General features: G+C 28.6%; 36 protein-coding genes. 29 read left to right on the forward strand and 7 right to left on the reverse strand.

The genetic code is table 11. The features are described from left to right. Nucleotides 1–222 precede the first annotated feature (222 nt). The 5 genes from BLS77_RS01565 to BLS77_RS01580 are packed head-to-tail and all read right to left on the reverse strand — an operon-like array spanning nucleotide 223 to nucleotide 2882. Complete coding sequence (locus BLS77_RS01565) at nucleotides 223–1308, reverse strand: tyrosine-type recombinase/integrase (protein ID WP_341423411.1); 1086 nt, start codon at nucleotides 1306–1308, stop codon at nucleotides 223–225. A 21-nt stretch (nucleotides 1309–1329) separates the two neighbouring features. Beyond that, complete coding sequence (locus BLS77_RS01570; RefSeq protein WP_089965141.1) at nucleotides 1330–1671, reverse strand: hypothetical protein; 342 nt, start codon at nucleotides 1669–1671, stop codon at nucleotides 1330–1332. A 23-nt stretch (nucleotides 1672–1694) separates the two neighbouring features. Next, nucleotides 1695–1859, reverse strand: a complete 165-nt coding sequence (locus BLS77_RS19655; protein ID WP_175490731.1) for a hypothetical protein — start codon at nucleotides 1857–1859, stop codon at nucleotides 1695–1697. Between the two features lie 26 nt (nucleotides 1860–1885). Further along, entirely contained in the window at nucleotides 1886–2350 is a 465-nt protein-coding gene (locus BLS77_RS01575; RefSeq protein ID WP_089965143.1) for an ImmA/IrrE family metallo-endopeptidase, read from the reverse strand. Nucleotides 2351–2372: 22 nt separating this feature from the next. Further along, on the reverse strand, nucleotides 2373–2882 hold the full coding sequence (locus BLS77_RS01580) for a helix-turn-helix domain-containing protein (RefSeq protein ID WP_089965145.1): 510 nt from the start codon (nucleotides 2880–2882) through the stop codon (nucleotides 2373–2375). A 154-nt stretch (nucleotides 2883–3036) separates the two neighbouring features. Between BLS77_RS01580 and BLS77_RS01585 the strand changes: the two genes are divergently transcribed. Further along, the gene (locus BLS77_RS01585) at nucleotides 3037–3279 is read left to right on the forward strand and encodes a DUF739 family protein (RefSeq protein WP_089965147.1); all 243 of its coding nucleotides are present in this window, start codon (nucleotides 3037–3039) and stop codon (nucleotides 3277–3279) included. Nucleotides 3280–3302: 23 nt separating this feature from the next. Next, nucleotides 3303–3452 (forward strand): hypothetical protein, encoded by a 150-nt coding sequence (locus BLS77_RS19660; RefSeq protein ID WP_175490732.1) that lies wholly within the window; start codon nucleotides 3303–3305, stop codon nucleotides 3450–3452. Here BLS77_RS19660 and BLS77_RS19665 read toward each other — a convergent pair. Continuing rightward, nucleotides 3449–3619: a hypothetical protein gene (locus tag BLS77_RS19665; protein WP_175490733.1), complete on the reverse strand. Its 171-nt coding sequence runs from the start codon at nucleotides 3617–3619 to the stop codon at nucleotides 3449–3451. The genes BLS77_RS19660 and BLS77_RS19665 overlap by 4 nt on opposite strands. A gap of 105 nt (nucleotides 3620–3724) precedes the next feature. Here BLS77_RS19665 and BLS77_RS01590 point away from each other — a divergent pair, with 105 nt between their 5' ends. The 5 genes from BLS77_RS01590 (at nucleotide 3725) to BLS77_RS19670 (ending at nucleotide 5324) form a co-directional block, all read left to right on the forward strand. Continuing rightward, the gene (locus BLS77_RS01590) at nucleotides 3725–3949 is read left to right on the forward strand and encodes a hypothetical protein (RefSeq protein ID WP_089965148.1); all 225 of its coding nucleotides are present in this window, start codon (nucleotides 3725–3727) and stop codon (nucleotides 3947–3949) included. Nucleotides 3950–4218: 269 nt separating this feature from the next. Further along, nucleotides 4219–4509 carry a histidine kinase gene (locus BLS77_RS01600; RefSeq protein ID WP_089965151.1) on the forward strand — a complete coding sequence of 97 codons (291 nt, stop codon included), beginning with the start codon at nucleotides 4219–4221 and terminating at the stop codon, nucleotides 4507–4509. Nucleotides 4510–4576: 67 nt separating this feature from the next. Next, on the forward strand, nucleotides 4577–4789 hold the full coding sequence (locus BLS77_RS01605; protein ID WP_089965153.1) for a hypothetical protein: 213 nt from the start codon (nucleotides 4577–4579) through the stop codon (nucleotides 4787–4789). 2 nt (nucleotides 4790–4791) lie between these two features. Next, entirely contained in the window at nucleotides 4792–5124 is a 333-nt protein-coding gene (locus tag BLS77_RS01610; protein WP_089965155.1) for a hypothetical protein, read from the forward strand. 38 nt (nucleotides 5125–5162) lie between these two features. After that, the gene (locus BLS77_RS19670; protein ID WP_175490734.1) at nucleotides 5163–5324 is read left to right on the forward strand and encodes a hypothetical protein; all 162 of its coding nucleotides are present in this window, start codon (nucleotides 5163–5165) and stop codon (nucleotides 5322–5324) included. Here the strand turns inward: BLS77_RS19670 and BLS77_RS01615 are convergent. Further along, nucleotides 5308–5685: a DUF2513 domain-containing protein gene (locus BLS77_RS01615; protein WP_089965156.1), complete on the reverse strand. Its 378-nt coding sequence runs from the start codon at nucleotides 5683–5685 to the stop codon at nucleotides 5308–5310. The two genes, BLS77_RS19670 and BLS77_RS01615, sit on opposite strands and share 17 nt — an antisense overlap. 158 nt (nucleotides 5686–5843) lie before the next feature. On the opposite strand from BLS77_RS01615, the gene BLS77_RS19430 reads away from it, so the two are divergent. The 22 genes from BLS77_RS19430 to BLS77_RS01710 all read left to right on the forward strand — a co-directional run bounded on the left by BLS77_RS19430 (nucleotide 5844) and on the right by BLS77_RS01710 (nucleotide 20278). Next, nucleotides 5844–5993, forward strand: a complete 150-nt coding sequence (locus BLS77_RS19430) for a Spo0E family sporulation regulatory protein-aspartic acid phosphatase (RefSeq protein WP_175490735.1) — start codon at nucleotides 5844–5846, stop codon at nucleotides 5991–5993. Continuing rightward, nucleotides 5984–6124 carry a hypothetical protein gene (locus tag BLS77_RS19675; RefSeq protein ID WP_175490736.1) on the forward strand — a complete coding sequence of 47 codons (141 nt, stop codon included), beginning with the start codon at nucleotides 5984–5986 and terminating at the stop codon, nucleotides 6122–6124. The genes BLS77_RS19430 and BLS77_RS19675 overlap by 10 nt, the downstream gene beginning before the upstream one ends. Nucleotides 6125–6256: 132 nt before the next feature. Next, nucleotides 6257–7048 carry a rolling circle replication-associated protein gene (locus BLS77_RS01620; protein ID WP_089965157.1) on the forward strand — a complete coding sequence of 264 codons (792 nt, stop codon included), beginning with the start codon at nucleotides 6257–6259 and terminating at the stop codon, nucleotides 7046–7048. 57 nt (nucleotides 7049–7105) lie between these two features. Further along, nucleotides 7106–7381 carry a MarR family transcriptional regulator gene (locus BLS77_RS01625; protein ID WP_089965159.1) on the forward strand — a complete coding sequence of 92 codons (276 nt, stop codon included), beginning with the start codon at nucleotides 7106–7108 and terminating at the stop codon, nucleotides 7379–7381. 12 nt (nucleotides 7382–7393) lie between these two features. Beyond that, the gene (locus BLS77_RS01630; RefSeq protein WP_089965160.1) at nucleotides 7394–7582 is read left to right on the forward strand and encodes a hypothetical protein; all 189 of its coding nucleotides are present in this window, start codon (nucleotides 7394–7396) and stop codon (nucleotides 7580–7582) included. 27 nt (nucleotides 7583–7609) lie between these two features. Then, nucleotides 7610–7825, forward strand: coding sequence for a helix-turn-helix domain-containing protein (locus tag BLS77_RS01635; RefSeq protein WP_089965162.1), 216 nt, complete (start codon nucleotides 7610–7612; stop codon nucleotides 7823–7825). Between the two features lie 66 nt (nucleotides 7826–7891). Continuing rightward, on the forward strand, nucleotides 7892–8371 hold the full coding sequence (locus BLS77_RS01640; RefSeq protein WP_089965164.1) for a hypothetical protein: 480 nt from the start codon (nucleotides 7892–7894) through the stop codon (nucleotides 8369–8371). 36 nt (nucleotides 8372–8407) lie between these two features. Next, a complete protein-coding gene (locus BLS77_RS01645) occupies nucleotides 8408–9154 on the forward strand; it encodes a DNA-methyltransferase (protein WP_253199613.1) in 747 nt (248 codons plus the stop codon). Between the two features lie 69 nt (nucleotides 9155–9223). After that, nucleotides 9224–9526, forward strand: a complete 303-nt coding sequence (locus tag BLS77_RS01650) for a hypothetical protein (RefSeq protein ID WP_089965165.1) — start codon at nucleotides 9224–9226, stop codon at nucleotides 9524–9526. A 71-nt stretch (nucleotides 9527–9597) separates the two neighbouring features. After that, a complete protein-coding gene (locus BLS77_RS01655; protein ID WP_089965167.1) occupies nucleotides 9598–9819 on the forward strand; it encodes a hypothetical protein in 222 nt (73 codons plus the stop codon). Nucleotides 9820–9858: 39 nt separating this feature from the next. Beyond that, on the forward strand, nucleotides 9859–10092 hold the full coding sequence (locus BLS77_RS01660) for a DUF370 domain-containing protein (protein WP_089965168.1): 234 nt from the start codon (nucleotides 9859–9861) through the stop codon (nucleotides 10090–10092). Between the two features lie 280 nt (nucleotides 10093–10372). Then, complete coding sequence (locus BLS77_RS01665; RefSeq protein WP_089965170.1) at nucleotides 10373–10771, forward strand: hypothetical protein; 399 nt, start codon at nucleotides 10373–10375, stop codon at nucleotides 10769–10771. 117 nt (nucleotides 10772–10888) lie between these two features. Further along, on the forward strand, nucleotides 10889–11596 hold the full coding sequence (locus BLS77_RS01670) for a tyrosine-type recombinase/integrase (protein ID WP_242873910.1): 708 nt from the start codon (nucleotides 10889–10891) through the stop codon (nucleotides 11594–11596). A 425-nt stretch (nucleotides 11597–12021) separates the two neighbouring features. After that, nucleotides 12022–12603 carry a recombinase family protein gene (locus BLS77_RS01675; RefSeq protein WP_089965171.1) on the forward strand — a complete coding sequence of 194 codons (582 nt, stop codon included), beginning with the start codon at nucleotides 12022–12024 and terminating at the stop codon, nucleotides 12601–12603. Nucleotides 12604–12644: 41 nt separating this feature from the next. Further along, entirely contained in the window at nucleotides 12645–13409 is a 765-nt protein-coding gene (gene terS / locus BLS77_RS01680; RefSeq protein WP_089965173.1) for a phage terminase small subunit, read from the forward strand. Beyond that, nucleotides 13402–14700 carry a PBSX family phage terminase large subunit gene (locus BLS77_RS01685; protein WP_089965174.1) on the forward strand — a complete coding sequence of 433 codons (1299 nt, stop codon included), beginning with the start codon at nucleotides 13402–13404 and terminating at the stop codon, nucleotides 14698–14700. The genes terS and BLS77_RS01685 overlap by 8 nt, the downstream gene beginning before the upstream one ends. A gap of 118 nt (nucleotides 14701–14818) precedes the next feature. Further along, nucleotides 14819–16285 carry a phage portal protein gene (locus BLS77_RS01690; protein WP_242873911.1) on the forward strand — a complete coding sequence of 489 codons (1467 nt, stop codon included), beginning with the start codon at nucleotides 14819–14821 and terminating at the stop codon, nucleotides 16283–16285. Next, the gene (locus BLS77_RS01695) at nucleotides 16275–17729 is read left to right on the forward strand and encodes a minor capsid protein (RefSeq protein WP_089965176.1); all 1455 of its coding nucleotides are present in this window, start codon (nucleotides 16275–16277) and stop codon (nucleotides 17727–17729) included. Before BLS77_RS01690 ends, BLS77_RS01695 begins: the two co-directional genes overlap by 11 nt. After that, entirely contained in the window at nucleotides 17726–17881 is a 156-nt protein-coding gene (locus BLS77_RS19680) for a hypothetical protein (RefSeq protein ID WP_175490737.1), read from the forward strand. The genes BLS77_RS01695 and BLS77_RS19680 overlap by 4 nt, the downstream gene beginning before the upstream one ends. A 299-nt stretch (nucleotides 17882–18180) precedes the next feature. Next, a complete protein-coding gene (locus tag BLS77_RS01700; RefSeq protein ID WP_089965178.1) occupies nucleotides 18181–19257 on the forward strand; it encodes a tetratricopeptide repeat protein in 1077 nt (358 codons plus the stop codon). Nucleotides 19258–19292: 35 nt separating this feature from the next. After that, on the forward strand, nucleotides 19293–19562 hold the full coding sequence (locus BLS77_RS01705; protein WP_089965179.1) for a hypothetical protein: 270 nt from the start codon (nucleotides 19293–19295) through the stop codon (nucleotides 19560–19562). A gap of 116 nt (nucleotides 19563–19678) precedes the next feature. Then, entirely contained in the window at nucleotides 19679–20278 is a 600-nt protein-coding gene (locus tag BLS77_RS01710) for a phage scaffolding protein (protein ID WP_242873912.1), read from the forward strand.

Here is a 20278-nt window from a genome sequence, read left to right on the forward strand (position 1 = left end):
AAAAATACTTGAATCTTACTAACATCACATGAATAGATAATTAAGACTGATATAGTTATTTTAAGTTGAAACGAAGATAATAATAAAGTATAATTCTATATATTAAAGAAATAAAACCTCTAAGGCTAGACATAACTAGGTTTTGGAGGTTTTGTTATTTGCTTAAATAGCAAAAGGCACAAAAAAGGCACAAAAATATAATAAAAAATATAATAAGAAATTTTATTTGGCACAAATAGCTATAAGTTTCTTAGCAACATCAAACATTTCATCGGTAACATGGGAATAAATACGCATAGTTTGCTCTACGTCATGCCCTAATAGCTTCGCAGTAGTTTTAAAGTCTAAACCGTTAGCTATTAAGTTTGTAGCGTATGTGTGGCGTAATTCGTGTGCTGTGATGTTAAAGTTCTTTTTTAAACTTGCATCTAAACCATTATTAAGACTAGCGGTGTTATTGGTACTAATAATTCTTCTATTAATATTTATTGGTGAATTAGATTTAATTAACTCTAATTCATTTAATATGCTTGGAGAAACAGGAACAGTTCTAAAAGAATTAGTAGATTTTAAAGTTCCGAATCCATATTCACCAGTTTCTTTTAATAATTTCCATTGCTTGTTAACTGATATATAACCCTTATCAAAATCTATATCATTCCAGGTTAGTCCGGAAATTTCCCCCATTCTTAAACCAGCTTTAGAAGCAATTAAAATAGAAATATAATAATTTAAGCTATATGATTCTCTAGACTTATAAAATTGTATAAGCTTTTTAAGTTCTTTAGAATTAAGCGCTTTTTTTTCAGAGTTGGATTTATCTTTAGGAATAGTAACCCCTTTTAATAATGGTAATTTTAAATTATAGTTTATTCCAACCCATTTTATAAAAGAATTAAAAACAGTGTGCGAAATCTTTATAGTTGAAATAGATAGTTTATTCTTAACCATTTCATTTACACATTTTTGAACATCGATAAGACTTAAATCTGTAATTTTATTATTGTCTAATGAAGAATAGTTAGCAAGACGTTGTTTATAAGTATTGTATGTAGCAGGTTCTCTATGCAATTGGATATGGGCTAAATATTCACTCTTTAACTCATATACAGTATATAAATCAAAGTCAGTATTAAATGATTGATTTGATTTTAATTCATCAATAATTTTATCAGCAGCTAATTTTGCTAAAGATTTCTTTTTACCACATTGTTTAGTTTTTTGTTTCCATTTACCATCTTTATCTTTAAATCTAACAATAGTTTGTATCCCGCCATTCTTTTCTCTATAGGTAACACTATATTGAATAAGATCACTCCCTTTAAATTATTAATGTTTCTGATTATCTAAATTACTTAATCTTCTACTAAATGAAATAATGTTATTTTCATTTTCTAAAGTTTTTATATTTAGATTATTAATAGAAATTCTTAAGTTCTTCAATTCATCTTCAACTCTTGTAATAGATTCTGTATTTTGTACATATCCATCAAATAAAGCGTGGATACTAGGTTTAATATCATTTTCTATAACCAAGTTAGTTTTTTTTACTTCGACTTTAACATCTTGAATTTCAGTTTCAAGACTATCTAAACGAGTAGTAACTTTTTCAAAACCTCCTTGCATTTCACTATACATTTTAGTCATTAATTCAAATAAATCTTTTTCCATATAAATCAATCCTTTCTTATTTACTATATTTTATCATTAAATATATCATCAAAATTTTTAAAGTATTCTTCAATATTTAATATATCCTCATAAGTAACAACTTTTGAATTATCTCTTACACTATTAATATTATATTTTCTATGGACATCATAATACATTTTTTCAACTTCTTTATTCTCAAATTTCAAAATTATCACCTCTTACTAATCATTAGTTAATACATTTTTAATATACCCAAGTAAGGCTCAAAATAAATTATATAGTTATCAATTTCACAGCTAAGACCATATTTAGATTTATAATAATTCAAAGCTTCTTCTAAAAAAATCTCTGTAATATTTAAAAATTCAGACATTTCAAACCGATCTCTTGATCCGTGTTCAAAAGCTTTTATTATATCCATAATGCCAACAAGTTCTCTATAGCTCCATTGCCTTGCGATAATTTCTTGTTTAACATTATCAATCTTCTTTTGATTAGTAATATTACCATGTGTTTTATGAAAATGACCTAACTCTTCAGCTAGCACACAATATTTTTCGTTTTGATTTATTCTACTATTAATAATTAACATATTATCTATGCATTTACCACATGCCTTATCAGTGCCGAGGTCTACCTCTAAAACAACGGCTCCTTGATTAGTTGCCACAGCTATTAACGTCTCATATTTTGTCATAAGTTCCCCATCCAGTATATATTTATAATTTCTTCAAGGCCTCAATTATTCTTTCATCCATTAAAGTTTTTTCATCATGTGTTAAAGTATCATCGTGTGCTGCAACTGTTATTGGAGCATCAAAAAGATAAGGTGCAGGTTCTTCAGCTATCATTTTAGATGCACATATTTCATCTTGTGTATATTTAATTATTTCAGTTAGTTCAGAAACTCTTTTAATAGCTTCATCTTTTCCAGTGTCATTTAATTGTTTGAATACATTTATAAGCCTTATTTCTTTTATACAAAGAGAAGTATCTATCGAAATTTGTTCCGTTGATTTTTCCATTTGTACATCTAGTCCCATTAACCAAGGTTCATTTACGTTTAAAGCTTTTGCGATTTTATAAATATTTCTTTGTTTAGGCTCATAAGCACCTGAAAGATAAGTACTTATAGAGGATTTTCCGATTCCGGTCTTTTCTACTAAATCTGATTGTTTCATACCCCTTATGCCTAAAGCTTCTTTTATTCTATCAGCTATAGTTTTCAAATTATCACCACCATTTCTTTAATAATATAACATTAATGTTCAGAAAAAACAACGAAATGAAAAAGGAAAGTTCAGAAAGTGAAATAAAGTGATTGACTAAGAAAAAAAATAGTGATACGATAAGTTCAGAAACACAAACAAGGAGGTGATAAAATTGGCTTTTGATTACAGAAGTTTAAGAGGGAAGATTAAAGAATTATATGGAACACAAGATAAATTTGCGAAGGCTCTAGGGATAGGAAGAGTATCGTTAAGTCAACGATTAAACAATATCTTAGAGTTCTCTCAAGAGGAAATACAAAGATCGTGTGAATTGCTAAAGTTCCCTAAAGATGAAATACCAAAATATTTTTTTAATATGAAAGTTCATAAAGACGAACGAAATAACGTTCATTAAAAATATGAAAGGAGATTATAAGTATGGAAGAATCAGAAGCAAGAAAAATTTTAGAAGAGCAATTTAAATTATTAGCTGAAATTAATAAAGGGTGTGAGCCTGAATTAATAAATAAAAATATAGGATCTATGTTTAGTATTTATAGTTTTTTATATCCTAAAAAATTATTTTAAGAATTTTTAAGTAGTTCTTTATAGATGTTGTTATAAAGAGTTGAAGCAATTTCAGAATCATGTTCGGCGTGTTCTAGTGGTGTAGTTCCGCCATAGTCTGAAAAGTCATATTTAAAATTATCTAATAATTTTAAAGTTAACTCTAATGCAATGTCTTCTTTAGTCATGATATCACCCACTTTCATAATGAGGTGATTCAGGCTCACGGTAATATCTTACTATAGAGATATTACAAAGTATACCAAAAAAAGACAAGAAAGGAGATTAGAAGTATGGAAGATAAAAAAGAAACTGCTACTGAAGTACTAGTTCAAGAGCAGTTAGATGTTAAAGAAAAAATATATAAAATTACAAATCTTATTGAAGGACTATCTCTTTATGAATGGGATAAATTGAAAAATTGCATTGATAGAGAATTTAAAAGTCAAGCAAATAAAACAACGTTCAAAAATGGAGATAGATTCAAAGAAATATTAAATTTAGATATTATTCAGTAACAACTTGTATAAATGATGGATGAATACGATAGTTTTTATTTTGATATGAAACATTAACATAATCATATTTAAACATATCTTGAATTTCTTCATCAATATAAGTTGAAGGCTTACGTTGATGTAATAAACCTTCATCCGTAATATCAACCCAAGTAAATTTGCATAAATACGTTTCATAAAAGCACCTCCTTTGATAGTGAATAATGATATTTTACAACAAGGGAATTGCAAAGTATACCAAGAAATGACAAGAAAGGAGTTGAAGAGAAATGAAAACAGTATTAACTCAAGCAGAGCTGTCAGAGCGTTGGGGAGTAACTATTAAAACGATAACAGAATGGAGAGGTTCAGGAGTTATTCAAACAATCAGGGGTATTCCAAAACCAATGTTTTCATTAGAATATATACAAAATATGGAGGGAGTAACAATAGAAAAATTCTCTCCGCTAGAACGTAAAAGAATGGAAATGGAGTTAGAAAAGCTTAAACACCAAAATGAAGAATTGAAAAAAATATTAGGAAATGTATTAAGTGAAAGTTCGAAAATAATTGGATTTTAAGATTTTTCAGACAAGAATAATGTTATAAATTTACAAGCTTAAAAATACTAAGAAAGGAGCGTAAGAAATGGGTACAAAGATTTGTTTATCAGCAGGTGGAATAAATTTAAGAGATGTCACATTATCGCATAAAAGGTATAAGAGTATAAATGTTATTACTGTTATCATGTATGACCATTGTATAACAATAATAGATTTAGATAAAAAAAGGCTTAAATTTGATAAAATACATTCAATTGAAAAAGAAAATTGGTATGAGATAGTAGGAAAGGATGAATAATTATGTCTAAAATTAATTTTGATAAATTAAGTTATAGAGAGATAGAACAAAGATATATAGATAATAATATTCAAGGGCAGTATAGATTTAGAAATGCCGAAGAAGTAAAAGATGTATTTGGCTGGGATTTTAGAAGCATTAGAGGTATGAAGGAATTATCCGAGGCTGATGAAGAATTAGCAGAAAAATTAATATGTAACTATCTAAATGGTTGGGGATTAGGACAAAGGCATGAGCAAAGGCCAATGAGCATAAAAAAAGAATCTAAGTGGTTCAAAGTTACGTTTAAAGATAATGGATATTCTTATTTATACTTTAATGGATCAATAGGATAATGCTTACCCTTATAAGTTACGATGAAAGGAGATTAGCTATGCATAGTCTAAATATTATTACAAAAGAAAATAAATCTGAAATTAAGTTAGATGAATTTATTATAGAGAATGTAATGTCATATGAGGTTGTAAGCTCAGCTAATGGATTAGCAGAGCTTACACTAAAGTTAAAAGTGGGTAGTGTTAAAACTGAGATTTAATTAATTCAGTAATAACATTAGTAGCAATTTCTTTAACTGTAGTTAAAGATGATGAACCTATGTTTTTAGCAATAGATTTAGTTTTATTCCAATTGGAATCGGAACGAATATCAGCAAGGAATTGATGTCCATATGGAGATAAGTCTAATATAGTACAACTACCATTTAAGTACCAAGATACTTTAGTTATAAGACCAGAGAGTTCGCATTGCTTAATATGATAAAGGATTTCAGAATCAGAATATTTAGTTAATAAGTCATAAGAAGATTCTCCAACATCATAGGACATATATGTTGAAAAATCAGTATTATCCTCAACAGTTAACAAAATATCTCTTATACAATCAAGATTTAATTTCATTAAAAAGCACCTTCTTTCATCAAGATTTTACCATAAATAATAGAAGTGGACAAACTAGCTCCTAGAAGGCTAGATATTTTTTAACCTAAGTTGCGAAAAATGCTGTAAAAAATGAATTACTATATTCAAGATTGAATATAGTGGGAGGATTAATGGTAATGAAAGAATTAATGAAAGAATTAAATAGCAGGGTTACATTAAATAATTTATGTAATCCAGAAATTTTAGAACTTAGTAGAAGATTGGATAAGAAAGTGGTTGAAGAACAAATGAAAATAGTTAAAGAAGTAAATAAAATTTGGGGATAATATTAGACATAGTTAACAAGGTTGTGCCAAGAGTTCAAGAAAGAGAAGAACGTGAGGGTGGAAGTTTAAAAGCTATTATAGAAGAAGAATTACGAAAAGAAGTTGGACAAACTATATCAAAAAAGCGATAAGAAAAATCGCTTATTATTTTTACTTTTTTTAGGTATCGAAAGAGCCTTGGGGTACTTGTAATAGGTATTAACAACTCAAGCATTTATAAATAATAAGAATAAAACTATAGGGAATACAGGAGATGGATAGATATGTTATATAGACAGAAGATATGGAAGCAATCAAAGAAGAATACAACACTAAAAGAAATATTAGAAAATCTAGACATAAAAGTATACCCTATAGATTTAAGAGAAAAGAATAAAAGTAGAAAGAACAAAAAGAAAGAAAGTGCTCCTAAGCAAAAAAACTTAAATGATAAAAGAGCTAGAGAATATTTAAGAAGATTAATAAACTGTAATTTTGATAATTCAGATTTAGTATTACATTTGACATATAGACAGGGTGAAGAACCAAAAGACTATGATGATGCTAAAAAAGATATTGCTAATTTAATAGCTAGAATTAATAGATATAGAAAAAAGATAGGATTAGGAAATTTAAAATATATAGCAGTAATAGAAGGTGGAAATGGAACAGGGAAAAAAATTCATCATCATTTAGTGATAGATGGTCAATTAGATAGAGATACTTTAGAAAAGTTTTGGAAAAAAGGTTATGCGAATTCAGATAGATTACAGGGAAATGAAACTGGATTTGGAGATTTAGCAAATTATATAAGTAAAGACCCTAAAGGCAATAAAAGATGGACCCAATCAGTAGGATTAGCTAAGCCAGAAATAAGTGTTAATGATAATAAGTTTTCAGGAAGAAAAATGTATAACATGCTAACTAATCATCCAAGCAGAGAAGAGTTAGAAAAAATGTATCCAGGATATACTCTAACAAATTATAAGATAGTTTTAAATGAAGAAAACTGTGGAGTGTATATGGATATAAGCATGAGGCGGATTATAAAAAATAAACATTGGAAGAAAGAATAAGTAAATCAAAATATCCACAAGTGTAATTTAAATAAACTACAAAGGGGAGTGGTCCGAATGAAAGAAGAATATATAAAACATTTAACAACAATAGATATAAGTGGGTTATGTTTCAGGGTTCTAATGTTATTAGTTATTGGGAACTATACTCAAAGTGCTATAGCGAATCTATTAAATAAAGATAGGCAAGTAATAAATAAAAAAATTAATGAACTAGAGAAGAGTGGATTAATAGAGCTAGTTAAAATACAAGGGACTAATAAGTTTTATAGAGCAATAGTAGATATTAAAAGATTAAAGGTAAATATACCAGGTCAAATAAAAATGATGTAAAGAGGTGTTAGAATGGTTAATTTAAAAGGCATAAGTACAAAGGAATTAATAGGGGCACTTATGATAAGGGAAGATGTTAGAAGTATGGAAATAAATACAGATGAAGTATATAGAATATCAGCAGTTGGAAATGATGGTGGTAAAGATAGATATATGAAAGGCAGAGGAAAAGTAAAGATTTTAGAAATAAAAAATTATTAGAATATGAATAGGGAGGCTAGTAAGTAAATGAATGAAAAAGAATTTATATTAATGACTTCAAGTAAAGATTATGTTGGTGAATATATAAGGTTTTATAGAGAGAGAGCAGACTTAACTCAGAAGAAATTAGCAAAATTAATTAAAAAGACAGCAAATTCTATTTGTGATTATGAAACGAATAAAAGAGTACCAAGCGAAGAAACATTTATAAAGATTTATGAAGCAATAAATAAAATATATTAATACTTTGAAAATTGGAAAAGATGAAGGTCCAGCTGTAATACTAGAAAAAAATATTTAGGAGGAGTTATGGAAGTTAGAAGAAAAAGGAAAGCAATAGCTACAGATGAAGATATTAAGAAAATGATTGAACTTAGAAAAAAAGGAAGAACTTATGAATTTATAGGAAAAAAAGTAGGATTACATTATACAACGGTACAAAAGTATGTAAAAGATGTATCGTTAGAAAATAGGGAAGTTGGTAAACCTAAATATGGGCTAGTGGTAAAGCTATTAGGAGAAGGAAAAACAATTGGAGAAGCTGCAGATATAGCGAATACATCTAAAGATTATATAAGAAAAATAAATAGGACTAAGGATGTAGAGAAGATCAAGAGGGGAAAAGAGGAAATGAAAAAAGAAAAAACTGATAGACAAAAACAAATAGAAGAGATAAATAAAGAAATAAAAAGGCAAAAAGAAAGTAAAGAAGAGGAATGGCAAGAGCACCTAAAAAGGGAAAAAGAATATTACAAAGAGACATATAGTTATGTGGTAGTTAATAAATAATTTGTTGAAATTACGAATGAAATGAGGTGAGTAGAGTTGTTAAAGTTGAATAGTATTCATTTAGGTGATTGCCTAGAAGTTATGAATGAAATAAAAGATAAATCAATGGATATGATTTTATGTGATTTACCATATGGAACAACAAGATGTAAGTGGGATAGCGTAATAGATTTAAACAGTTTATGGGAGCAATACTATAGAATAATAAAGGATAATGGAGCTATAGTATTATTTGCTCAAACTCCATTTGATAAAGTGCTAGGAGCTAGTAACTTAGATATGCTTAAGTATGAATGGATTTGGGAAAAAACTCAAGCAACAGGGCATTTGAATGCTAAGAAAATGCCAATGAAAGCACATGAAAATATACTAGTTTTCTATAAAAAGCTTCCGGTATATAATCCGCAAAAAACTATTGGACATGCACCAGTAAACACATATACAAAATATATTGCAACTCAAAATAATACAGATATATATGGAGCCTTGTCTAAGGAAATATCAGGTGGAGGAAGTACAGATAGATATCCTAGAAGTGTTCAAATATTTAGTTCTGATAAGCAAAAGGAACATTTTCATTCTACACAGAAACCAGTAAGATTATTAGAATTTTTGATAAAAACATACACCAACGAGGGAGCAATAGTTTTAGATAACTGTATTGGTTCAGGATCTACTGCAGTAGCAGCGATAAATACAAATAGAAACTTTATTGGAATAGAAAAAGATTATGAAATATATAGAACTGCAATAGAAAGAGTTAAATTTAAAGATGTAATTTAGTTCTCAATGATAAAAGAGTAGGAACTGATTATATTGAGTATCAAAAAAATATTAAAAGGAGGGGTCAATATGCCTAAACGATTAGATATAGGAATAGTGGTAGGTGACCAATGCAATCAAGAGGAGATATTAAACTTACTTAATACAGTTAGTAATAGTGGATATTTTGTCATAAGGGCAAAACTTGAAAATGAACTAAATTATAGTGATAGCGAAGGATTTACAAAGGTTAATAGGAATAAAGAGCCTGATGAAACAACTACCCAAATAAGGCTTAAAAATAAAAAAACTGGTAAGTATTTCTTTAAAACACTTACTCAAAAGGAATTAGATATAATTACAAATATGTTCGGAAAAATCCAATGGAGTTAATTCACAATTCTTTAAGTGCTACCGTCACCAATGTCGGTAGCAGAATGGTGAAATAGATGGAGGTAATCTAAATGGTTGATAGGTATATAAATAAAGCTTTGAAAGCAGAGCATATTATAAGTATTCCAATAGAGCGTTTTAAGATAGCGGAATTAGAAGAGCTATCTAATAAGGCTAAAAAGAATAATATAGTAATTACGCTAAAAGCAGAGTATAGCAATATATATCAAGGTGTATTAGTTAATTTAATAAAAAGAGATATTATCAATGATGAATTTATTAAGTGGATGTAGTTCACAATACTTAGAATAAGTGAAGAGGAGGAAGAATTAATGAAGTTTATAAATGCAGGATTAGAAAATAGTATTGATAGTGAAAAAATAGTTGCAATAACAAATTCAACAAGTAGTCCTTCAAAAAGAACTATAAAAAATGCAAGCGAAATGAAATTATTAATAGATCTTACGGCTGGGAAGAAAACTGGTGCAATGGTAATTATGGAAAGTGGACATGTTATTTTATCAATTGTTAAACCCGAAACTTTAAAAAAAAGATGTGGTGAATAGGTTGAAATGGAGAAAATGAGCAAAAAACGTAAAAACTAAATAAAAATGGGATATAATCAAGGTAGAAGTACTCCGATTAAACTGTGATCAAGGGAGATTAGGTTTAAGCGAGGGTGCTTTTTATTTTAAAATATATTATTATAAATACATAAATGAATCGGCAATAATAATAAAACTTCATAGAAATGGCAGATTATAAAATTAAGAAATGTTGGGTTCGTCCACCCTGGCGGTTTGGGTTAACTATAAAGAATTTTAAAAAGTAGAGGTGGAAGAGGATATGAAGTTGAATAATAAAAAGGATAAGATAGAAGAATTATATTTAAATGGATTTAATGCAAGTCAAATAACAAATATTTTAAATTCTAAATTAGAAGATAAGAAAATTAAAAGAGAAACTATTCAAAAACATATTCAGAGAAACCTACTTAATAAGAGAATGCAGCATAATATTAAAGTGTTAGAAAAGAAAGAAGCAATTAAAGCTGTTAACTATGAATCTACAAGATGTATGAGTGATAAATCATTTATAAGTAAAAACAAGTCTATATATAGAACTAAGCCGAATGGAGATATAGTAATAGATAAAGAAGTAGCACCAGTAGTTACTTGGGATACTCCAAAAACTTTGTTAAACCAAAAAGACTTAACACTTAAGAAGGTATTAAATAAAATTTAATATATGCCCTTGGAAGGGATTGCAAGGGAAAACACTCATTGATTATGTGCTATTAATCAATGAGTGTTTTTTAGTATAACAAAAGAAATTAATGATAGAGCTAGGCAGGTGAGGTAATTGGCTGAAGAGAATAAAAAGAAAGTTAGGAAGAGGAGAAAAAGAAAGAAAAAAGAAGAAAATAAAATAAAGAAAAAGAAGGTAGCAGCTAATCCTATACCGGAAAAGCAATATTATAGATTTAAAGATAGATTAATAGAACTAAGTAAGGAAAATAAAGAAAGAAACTTGATGATTTTTCAAATAGGAATAGCGACAGGGTATAGAACTGGGGATATTGTAGATTTAACAGTGGCAGAGATATTAGATGCAATAGAAGATAAACAGTTCATAATACAAGAAAAGAAACAGTTTAAGGCTTGGAAAACTTATCAAAGGAAAAAGAAAGATAGTGATCCCGATAGAAAATGCCCAAAACCTATGGATAAATCAATAGAAGATAATTTAATAGATTTATTAGAAGTTTATATAGAAGATAAAAAAAGAAGTGAATATGCATTTCTATCAAATAAGTGTAAGAATAAACATATATCATCTAAATCATACAGTGAAATATTATCTAAAGTTGGATTAAGCTTAAAATTAGAAAATATAAGCGGGCATAGTATGAGAAAGACATATGCTCACAGGCTATATGATGATAATAGAGATTTAGAATTTGTAAGGAAGAATCTAAACCATAGAAGCATAGTAACTACTCAATTTTACTTAGGGTTAGAAAGTGAAGCTAAAAAAGAAGCTGCAAAGATAGCAAGTAGAAAACTTTAAGGTTTAAGGTGGAATAGGCCAAAATGGCACCCATACCGATTAGAAATAGAAATAGAAAATTACTTCTAATATATACACTTAAAAAAGTATATAAGTAATTCTTATAGTAATAGCCTATTAAGAAAAACCGAATCAAAGCATTGAAACTTAAAGGCTAGAGGTAGTTATTAAGAGAAGTAAAGAATTTGATTAAATTAGAGAAATTGAAAAACAATGCAAAAGAGGGGACATACAACTCAAATACCCTTTATATGTGGTTGAGTTATCAAGGATACAAGGATTTTATCAATTTTGAATGTAGTTAATGAAATCTTGCAAAAAAAGACCGTAATCATAAGTTTGGACTATTGACTATGATTTTGATATGTAGTAAAATAAGGATTCAAAGCGTAATCAAAAATCATAGTCAAAAGGAGAACGACAAAATGGGGAAAATATATGGATATTGTAGAGTATCAACTCGAAAACAATTAGATGGGTATGGGTTAGACGTTCAGGAAAAAGAAATAAGTGAAAAATATGAAAGTGCTGAATTATATCCTGAACAATTTACAGGAGCAACAACAGAAAGACCAATATTTGATGAAGTAGTAAAAAAGTTAAAATATGGAGATACATTAGTAGTAACAAAATTAGATAGGTTAGCAAGAAATACTGTAGAGGGAATTGAAATAGTTCAAGAGCTATTCAAAAAAGGTGTATCAGTTCATGTTCTTAATGTTGGGTTATTAGAAAACACTAGCATGGGAAAGTTTTTCTTAACTACATTGTTTGCAGTTGCAGAAATGGAAAGAAACACTATTTTAGAAAGGACACAAGCTGGAAGAGAAATAGCAAGAACAAAAGCTGGATATAAAGAAGGTAGACCTAAAAAATATACTTTAGAGCAAATGGATCATGCGGTAGGATTATTAGAAAAGAATAGTTATACCCAAGTTGAGAAAATGACACAAATATCAAAAGCAACTTTAGTAAGAGAAATTAGAAATAGAAAAGCTAGTGTTTGACATTAGCTTTTTTATTTTGGGAAAAAAGAGGTGAAGTATAAATGGCAAGAAAAAGAAATCCTAATAGAGATAAGGCATTTGAACTATATAAGAGCAAAGAAGGAGATATAACACCAAAGGCTATAGCAGAAAATTTAAAAGAAAGTGCAGCTAATATAAGAACTTGGAAGAGTCAAGATAAATGGAATGAACAGTTAGGAATAAAAAAAAATGAAAGAGGTGCACCAAAGAATAATAAAAATGCAATTGGAAATAGTGGAGGAGCTCCAGGAGGAAATCTTAATGCCTTTAAACATGGAAACAGAATACCTGAGGAGAGATTTGCATCCAAGAAATTCTTATCAAAGTATTTACCAAGGGTAACAGAAAAAATAATGGATGAAATTGTGGAAAGTGGTATGAGCTCATTGGATATACTGTGGACTAATATACAGATTCAGTTTACAGCAATAATTAGAAGTCAAAAGATTATGCATGTTAAAACTCATAATGATATTAGTAAAGAAGTTAAGAAAAAGAAATCATATGTTGATGCAAAAATGGAGAGTGAAGATATAGAATATGAAATACAATTTGCTTGGGATAAACAAGAGAGGTTCTTAGTAGCTCAATCAAAAAGTGTACAAACATTAATGAATATGATTAGAACCTATGAGGAATTACTTCACAAGAATTGGGATAGTGCAACAGAAGCGCAAAAGCTAAGAGTAGATAAGTTAAAAGGTGAAGTAGATAAGTTAACTAAGAAAGATGATACAGGTCCGATAAAAATAGAGTTTATAAAGGCTAGTAATAATAATGAGTAAAGTAGAGGAGTCAATAACATTTGCACTAAATGATCACTTCTATGATTTTATAGACGAGTGGAATCAGAAGTATTATTTTGTAGTTGGAGGATATGGAAGTTCAAAGAGTTATCACGTTGCAGTTAAAGTTATAAAGAAACTATTAGAAGAAAAAAGAACAGCATTAGTTGTAAGAGAAGTATTTGATACTTTAAGAGATTCATGTTACTCATTACTTGAAGAGGTTGCATTAGCACTAGGATTAGATGAAAGTATAATTAAGTTTACTGAATCACCTATGAGAGTAAGGTTTGCTAATGGGTCAAAGATAATATTTAAAGGTATGGATAAACCAGCTAAGTTAAAGTCATTAAACGGAGTATCTATTGTTTGGATAGAAGAATGTAGTGAAGTTAAGTATGCAGGGTTTAAGGAACTTACAGGAAGACTAAGACATCCAAAGTTAAGTAATCATATTATTTTATCAACTAATCCAGTTAGTAAAAGTAATTGGTGTTATAAACATTTCTTTGAAGATAAGAAAAAGAATATTCATATACTAAACGATGAAGAGCTATATAAAAAAAGGAAAATAGTAAAAGGAAAAACATATTATCATCATTCAGTAGTTGATGATAATTATTTTGTACCTGCTGAATATGTTGAAACATTAGATGAATTAAAACAACATGATCCGGATTTGTGGAGGATAGCTAGAAAAGGAAAATTCGGAATAAATGGATTATTAGTATTCCCACAATTTGAAGTAGCAGCTAAAGAAGATGTTATGAAAGCCATTAAAGATATAAAGAATCCATTACTTAGAAATGGTATGGATTTTGGATTTGTAACTTCTTATAATGCAGTAGTTAGATTAGCAGTGGATCATGATGAAAAAATTCTATATATATATTGGGAATATTATAGTAAGAATAAAACAGATCCAGAGATTGCAAAAGATATTGAAGAGTTTAAGGAAAGTAGAGAATTAATAAAAGCAGATTGTGCAGAACCTAAGGCGATTAAATATTATAAGCAAGAAGGGTTCAGAATGAGAAGTTGTAAAAAATTTGCAGGTTCTAGGTCTATGTACACTAAAAAGGTGAAGAGGTTTAAAAAGATAATATGTTCAGATAGTTGTATAAGTACAATGGAGGAACTAAAAGAGTTAACTTTTAAAATAGATCCTAAAACTGGAGACCCAATAGAAGATGAATTTAATATAGATCCTCATACACTAAGTGCTATTTGGTATGCACTAGATGATTATGAAGTATCAGATATAAAAGGTAGTGGACTTAAAACATTTTAGCAATATTTTGAATAGTGTAATGATTATTAGTTTTGACTATGTTATAAGTGTTGAATTTACTAGGTTAAAATATCGTAATCAAAAACTATAATATATGACTATACAGTGAGGTGTTAAGGTGGGAATTAAAGATATATGGAATAAAGTAAGAAAGGGAGTGAAGTCAGGAATGTTAGCGATACAAGATAATAGCTTAAATGATAGGAAGATAACAACATTAATTAAAGAATTCAATAATTCGGATAAGAAAAGGTGGATGTTGGTAGGGGATAAATATTATAAGGTTGATAATGATATTTTCTCAAGAAAAATAACTAAAAGAGTTAAAGGTGCTGAAATAGAAGAAACATACAAGGCTAATAATAAGCTAGCACATTCTAAATATAAAAATATGGTTGATGAAAAAGTAGCATATTTACTTACTAGGGATTATAGTCTTAAATGTGATGATGAAAATTACTTAAATAATATCAAGGAGATATTAGGAAAGAAATTTCAATATAAAATTACAGGGCTAGGTTATGAATGTAGTAATAAAGGAATAGCATGGCTACAAGCTTATATAGATGAAAAAGGGAAATTTAACACAATGATTATACCAAGTGAGCAATGTATTCCAATATGGAAAGACAATAGTCACATGGAATTAGATAGTATGATTAGAGTATATGAAACAGTTGCTTGGGAGTATGATAGAAGAAAGACTATAACAAATGTTGAGGTATGGACAGAGGATGGAGTAAATTATTATAAGCTAGATAATAATTCTTTAATTCCATATATGGAGAAGAATTATGATAACAATGGGCCAATAGCACATTATAAGAAAGGTGATGAATGGTTTGCCTGGGGAAAGGTCCCGTTCGTACAATTCAAAAATAATAGAATAGAGTTACCAGATATTAAGTTTGTTAAATCTTTGCTTGACGCATATGACTTGAGTAGAAGTGAAGCAGCTAATTATGTAGAAGAGGTTAAGAATTTAATTTATATTCTAAAGGGATACGGTGGAGAAGATATAAATGAGTTCATGAAAAATTTAAATGAAAATAGAGCTATACTAATAGATGATATAGAAGATGGTGGAGTAGATACATTAACTCCACAGATGGATATTACTGCATTAAAGGAACATTATGAACAACTTAAGAGAGATTTGGTAGAAGATGGACAAAGCGTAAATAAAGATTTAGATAAGTTTGGATCATCACCTTCAGGAGTTGCACTTAAGTTTATGTATAGTGGATTAGATTTAAAATGTAATTCATTAGAGGTTGAATTTAAAATGAGTATAGAAAGTCTTTTATATTTTATAAATATATATCTGTCAGAAACTAGTAAAGGCAATTATAAAGATATTGATGTGGAAGTAATATTTAATAGAGATATGCAGATTAATGAAACTGAAGTAATCACTAACTGTAATAACAGTAAAGGAACTATAAGTGATAAAACTATTATAGGGAATCATCCGTGGGTTAAAAACATTGAGGACGAGAAAAAAGCATTAGAAGAACAAACTAAGGCTAATCTACCATTCCAGGATAAAATACCACTAGTAGGTGATGGGGCAAATGAAGAGTAGTGAGTATTGGGAACAAAGAATAGCTAATGGAACTTGGAAAACATATAATGACTTAGAGCAAAAGAATAAAGCATTGTTAGAAATGTACCAGGAAGCTAGTCTTAATATATCAGAGGAATTATATAAGGTTGCAGAGAAATTAAAAACATCAACACCTATGTTAAGTGATATGCATAAGTTTGCAAGACTTACTGATTTACAAAGTAATATGGAGAATGTTATTAGAGAACTTGGGGAATCAGTAGAGAAGTTTGGAAAAGATAATATGCAACAAGGGTTTAGAGAAACTTATTCCAGTGTTATGGTTGAACTAGGTAAAACAGAGTTTGCTAAGGTCCCAAAGAAGGTAATGGAAGAAATGATGGATAGACCATGGCTTGGAAGTAGTTTTTCAGAAAGACTATGGAAGAATACACAAGTGTTAGCTACTAATCTTAATGATATTATTACAAATGGTATTACACAAGGAAAGACAATAACAGAAATGGCTATACAGTTAAATAACAGGATGAATAGTGGATTTAATGTATCTCATAGGCTTATAAGAACTGAAACAATGCATTATTTAAATGAGAGTGCATTTAAAGGATATAAAGATGGTGGATGTGAAGAGGTTGAGGTATGGGCTGCACAAGATGAAAGAACTTGTGAAGTGTGTGGAGCAAAGCATGGGAAAGTATATAAAATAAAAGATAGACCTACATTACCATTACATGCAAATTGCAGATGCACCTATTTACCAGTTGTTGACTTATCTGATAAAAAAGGTGATAATAAGATTAAAGATGCTAAGAACTTTGATGAATTAGAAATTAGCTTGAAAAATATATTAGAAATTAAGATAACTAATGATGTTAAGTCATTAGACTTTGAAGCAGTGAAAGAAACTTGTGTGAGTATGCAGGATGTATTTAATGAATTTCCACAAATTAAGGGGTTTGTAAGTGAGTTATATACTTCTAAAAGTGGGATGATGTCTTGCAGTCCTATTAATACTGCATTGGATATGACTAAAATATCATTTAATCCAGCCTATTATAAAGAACAGAATAAAATCAAAAATATATATTTAAAAGATGTAGCTAGTGGATTCCATCCAAAAGGGACAACATATGAAATAAGTGGAGTTCATGAATTAGGTCATGCTGTAGAAGCATATCTAATTAAAGGCAAAGGTTTAGACTTTGATAGTCAAAAAATAGAGTATTGGAATGGATGCACTATAGCTAAAACTATTGTTTCAGATGCTTGTAAAAATGTTAAGAAGTTACCAGAAGGAAAAGGAATTAAGAATGCAGAATTAAAAAATAATATTTCAGGGTATGCTTTATCGGATGCATCAGAATGTATGGCAGAAGCGTTTTCAGATTACTTTGGTAACGGAGATAAAGCTTCAATATTGAGTAAAGAAATTATTAAAATAGTAAAGGTGATGATGGCATGATAGAAAGACCGATATTTTGGGATTATATAACTACAAATGATGATGGTGAATTAGATGGTATAAGAAAAGATGCTCCAGAAGATATGAAAAAGGCTTATGATAAATATTTAAAAGATAAAGAGGAAAAGAAGAAAGAATTAGTTAAGATTTAAGCACTTGCAATTGTAGGTGCTTTTGTCATACCTGCTAAGGCAGCTATGATGTTGAAATATTAATTTGTTTCGTGTTGAGCAACGCGAAATAGTGGATTTTAATAATAAAGTTTAGTTTTAGTAAACCAAAAGCTATGAATTTATTAAAATCCATAGCTTACAAATGGCTTAAACCCTTACTTTTTCAGTTCGTCGTTAAAAGACTCATTTAGCGAATATATTAAATATAAATGCTTTATGTACGCAAAAAAAGGATATATAATCAGTTTGGAGAATTATATAGTTTGAGAGGTGATATAATGAATGAATTAATTGCTTGGTTTTCAAATAGTTCAATAGGTATTTATATTATAGCTGCTATAGTTAGCGTAATATGTTCATTACTAGTTAACAATAAAAAAGAAAAAGAAAATAGATGGGTCGAAAGTATAGTTTACATAGGTATATTAATTTTAGTAACTATGACTATACGAATTTTTTCCAATGTAATAGTAATTGAAGCTCCAAAAATTTCTGAAGCTAGTTCAATATCTAATATAATTGCAGTGTCTGCAATATTTTTCACTGTATTAGTAGTTACAGTAAACTTATTTCAATTTTTGAAAACTAAAGAAGTAGAGAATTTAATGTCTAAAGTAAAAGACAAGTTAAGTAACTTAAATAACAAAATAGGTATAATTGATACTGATACTTTAAATATAAAAGAAGAATTAAAGGAAATATCTGAAATGAAAAAGGATATGAATGATATAAAAAATTGTTCTTTATTTTATATTAATATGCTAAAAGCAGAAGAGGAATATAGGCTAGGGATAGCTAATAATAATTATAATGATTCCTTAATTATAATATATTACCAAAAATGTCTAACTGTATTAGCAGAAAATAAATTTGGAAAAGTTTTGAATATTGAACAAGAAGATATTAGTAGGGTGTATGTTAAACTAGCGGTGGCATATTATAGGTCTAATAATACAATAAACTTTGAAAAATATATGCTTAAGTCTTTAAATTATAAAGACTTAGACAACGATGAGATAGAGAAAAGAATGTTTTTAGTTGATATATATACGTCACAAGGGAAGTTCGAAGAAGCTTTTAAATATATGCAAGATATAGTAAGTAAATACAATCAATATGGAATAAATAAAATTAATGAAAAAATTAATAGTTACAAGATTGCAACTAATCCTAATATTGCAACGTGCAGTTTAGATAGATTATTGAAAGAAATATATTATAAAGAAAAAGTTCAAACATTACTTTCACAATTTGGGAAAGTATATACTATAGAACATGATTACTTTGATTGGAATTTAAGTAATGGTAAAAAAATCAAAGCTTTAGGTTTTAAAAGTATCGAAAATAAAAGTTGAATTTAGTGTGATATTTCTTAATGTTAGGAGGTAAAATGAATATAATATGCAAAGAATGTAATAAAGAATTTGAACCTAAACAAGATATGTTAAAAGAAAAATATCTAGGAGCAATGATAACAGAAACATATTTTGAATGTCCTAACTGTAATAAGAAATATTTAGTATGTATTAATACTCCAAAGGCAAGAAAGCTTATGTTAGATATTAAGAACTATATAACTCTAGGAGAGAATATAAAAGCTGATAAATTAAGAAAAATTCTAAAAATTGAAATGGATAAATCAAATGGGAAAAGCACTTAGGTAACTAGGTGCTTTTTATTATGCCTTTTTAGTGGTTATTACAGGCGTAAAAGAATAAATGCCACAACTACATTACAAGAGCTACACTTGTAAAAAGCGTAAATGGAGGAATGGAAATGGAAGAGTTATTAAAAGCACAGGGTCTTACAGAAGAGCAAATTAAAGCAGTGATGGCAGGAATGGTAACTAATAAGATTTATACTACTAGTTTAGAAAATGCAGATGAAAGGTATAACAAGCTTAAAGGGCAGAAAGAAGATACAGAAGGGCAACTTAATACGGCTAATACAACTATTACTGATTTGAAGAAGAATAACAAGGACAATGAGATATTACAAGCAACTATAAAAACTCGTGAGGGAACGATAGCAACACTTAAAACTGATAGTGATGCTAAGATAAAGAATCTAACTATTAATACAGCAATAGACAAGGTATTAGCTACAAATAAAGCTAAGCATAGTGATTTACTTGCTAGTAAATTTGATAGAGAAAAGCTTATTGTTGCAGAGGATGGAAAGATCACTGGGTTAGATGAACAATTTAAGGGAATTAAAGAAACTTATAAGGATTTATTTGAGGAAACCATAGCAGGCAAAACACCGGCTAATAATGGAGGAGCACAAGTTAATAACACTTATGAAACTTTAATGAACAATTCAGACACTATGACAGCAGAAGAGGTAGCAGCACAATTTATGGCCATGAAAAAATAA

The organism is Clostridium gasigenes (genome assembly GCF_900104115.1).
Lineage (GTDB): Bacteria > Bacillota > Clostridia > Clostridiales > Clostridiaceae > Clostridium > Clostridium gasigenes.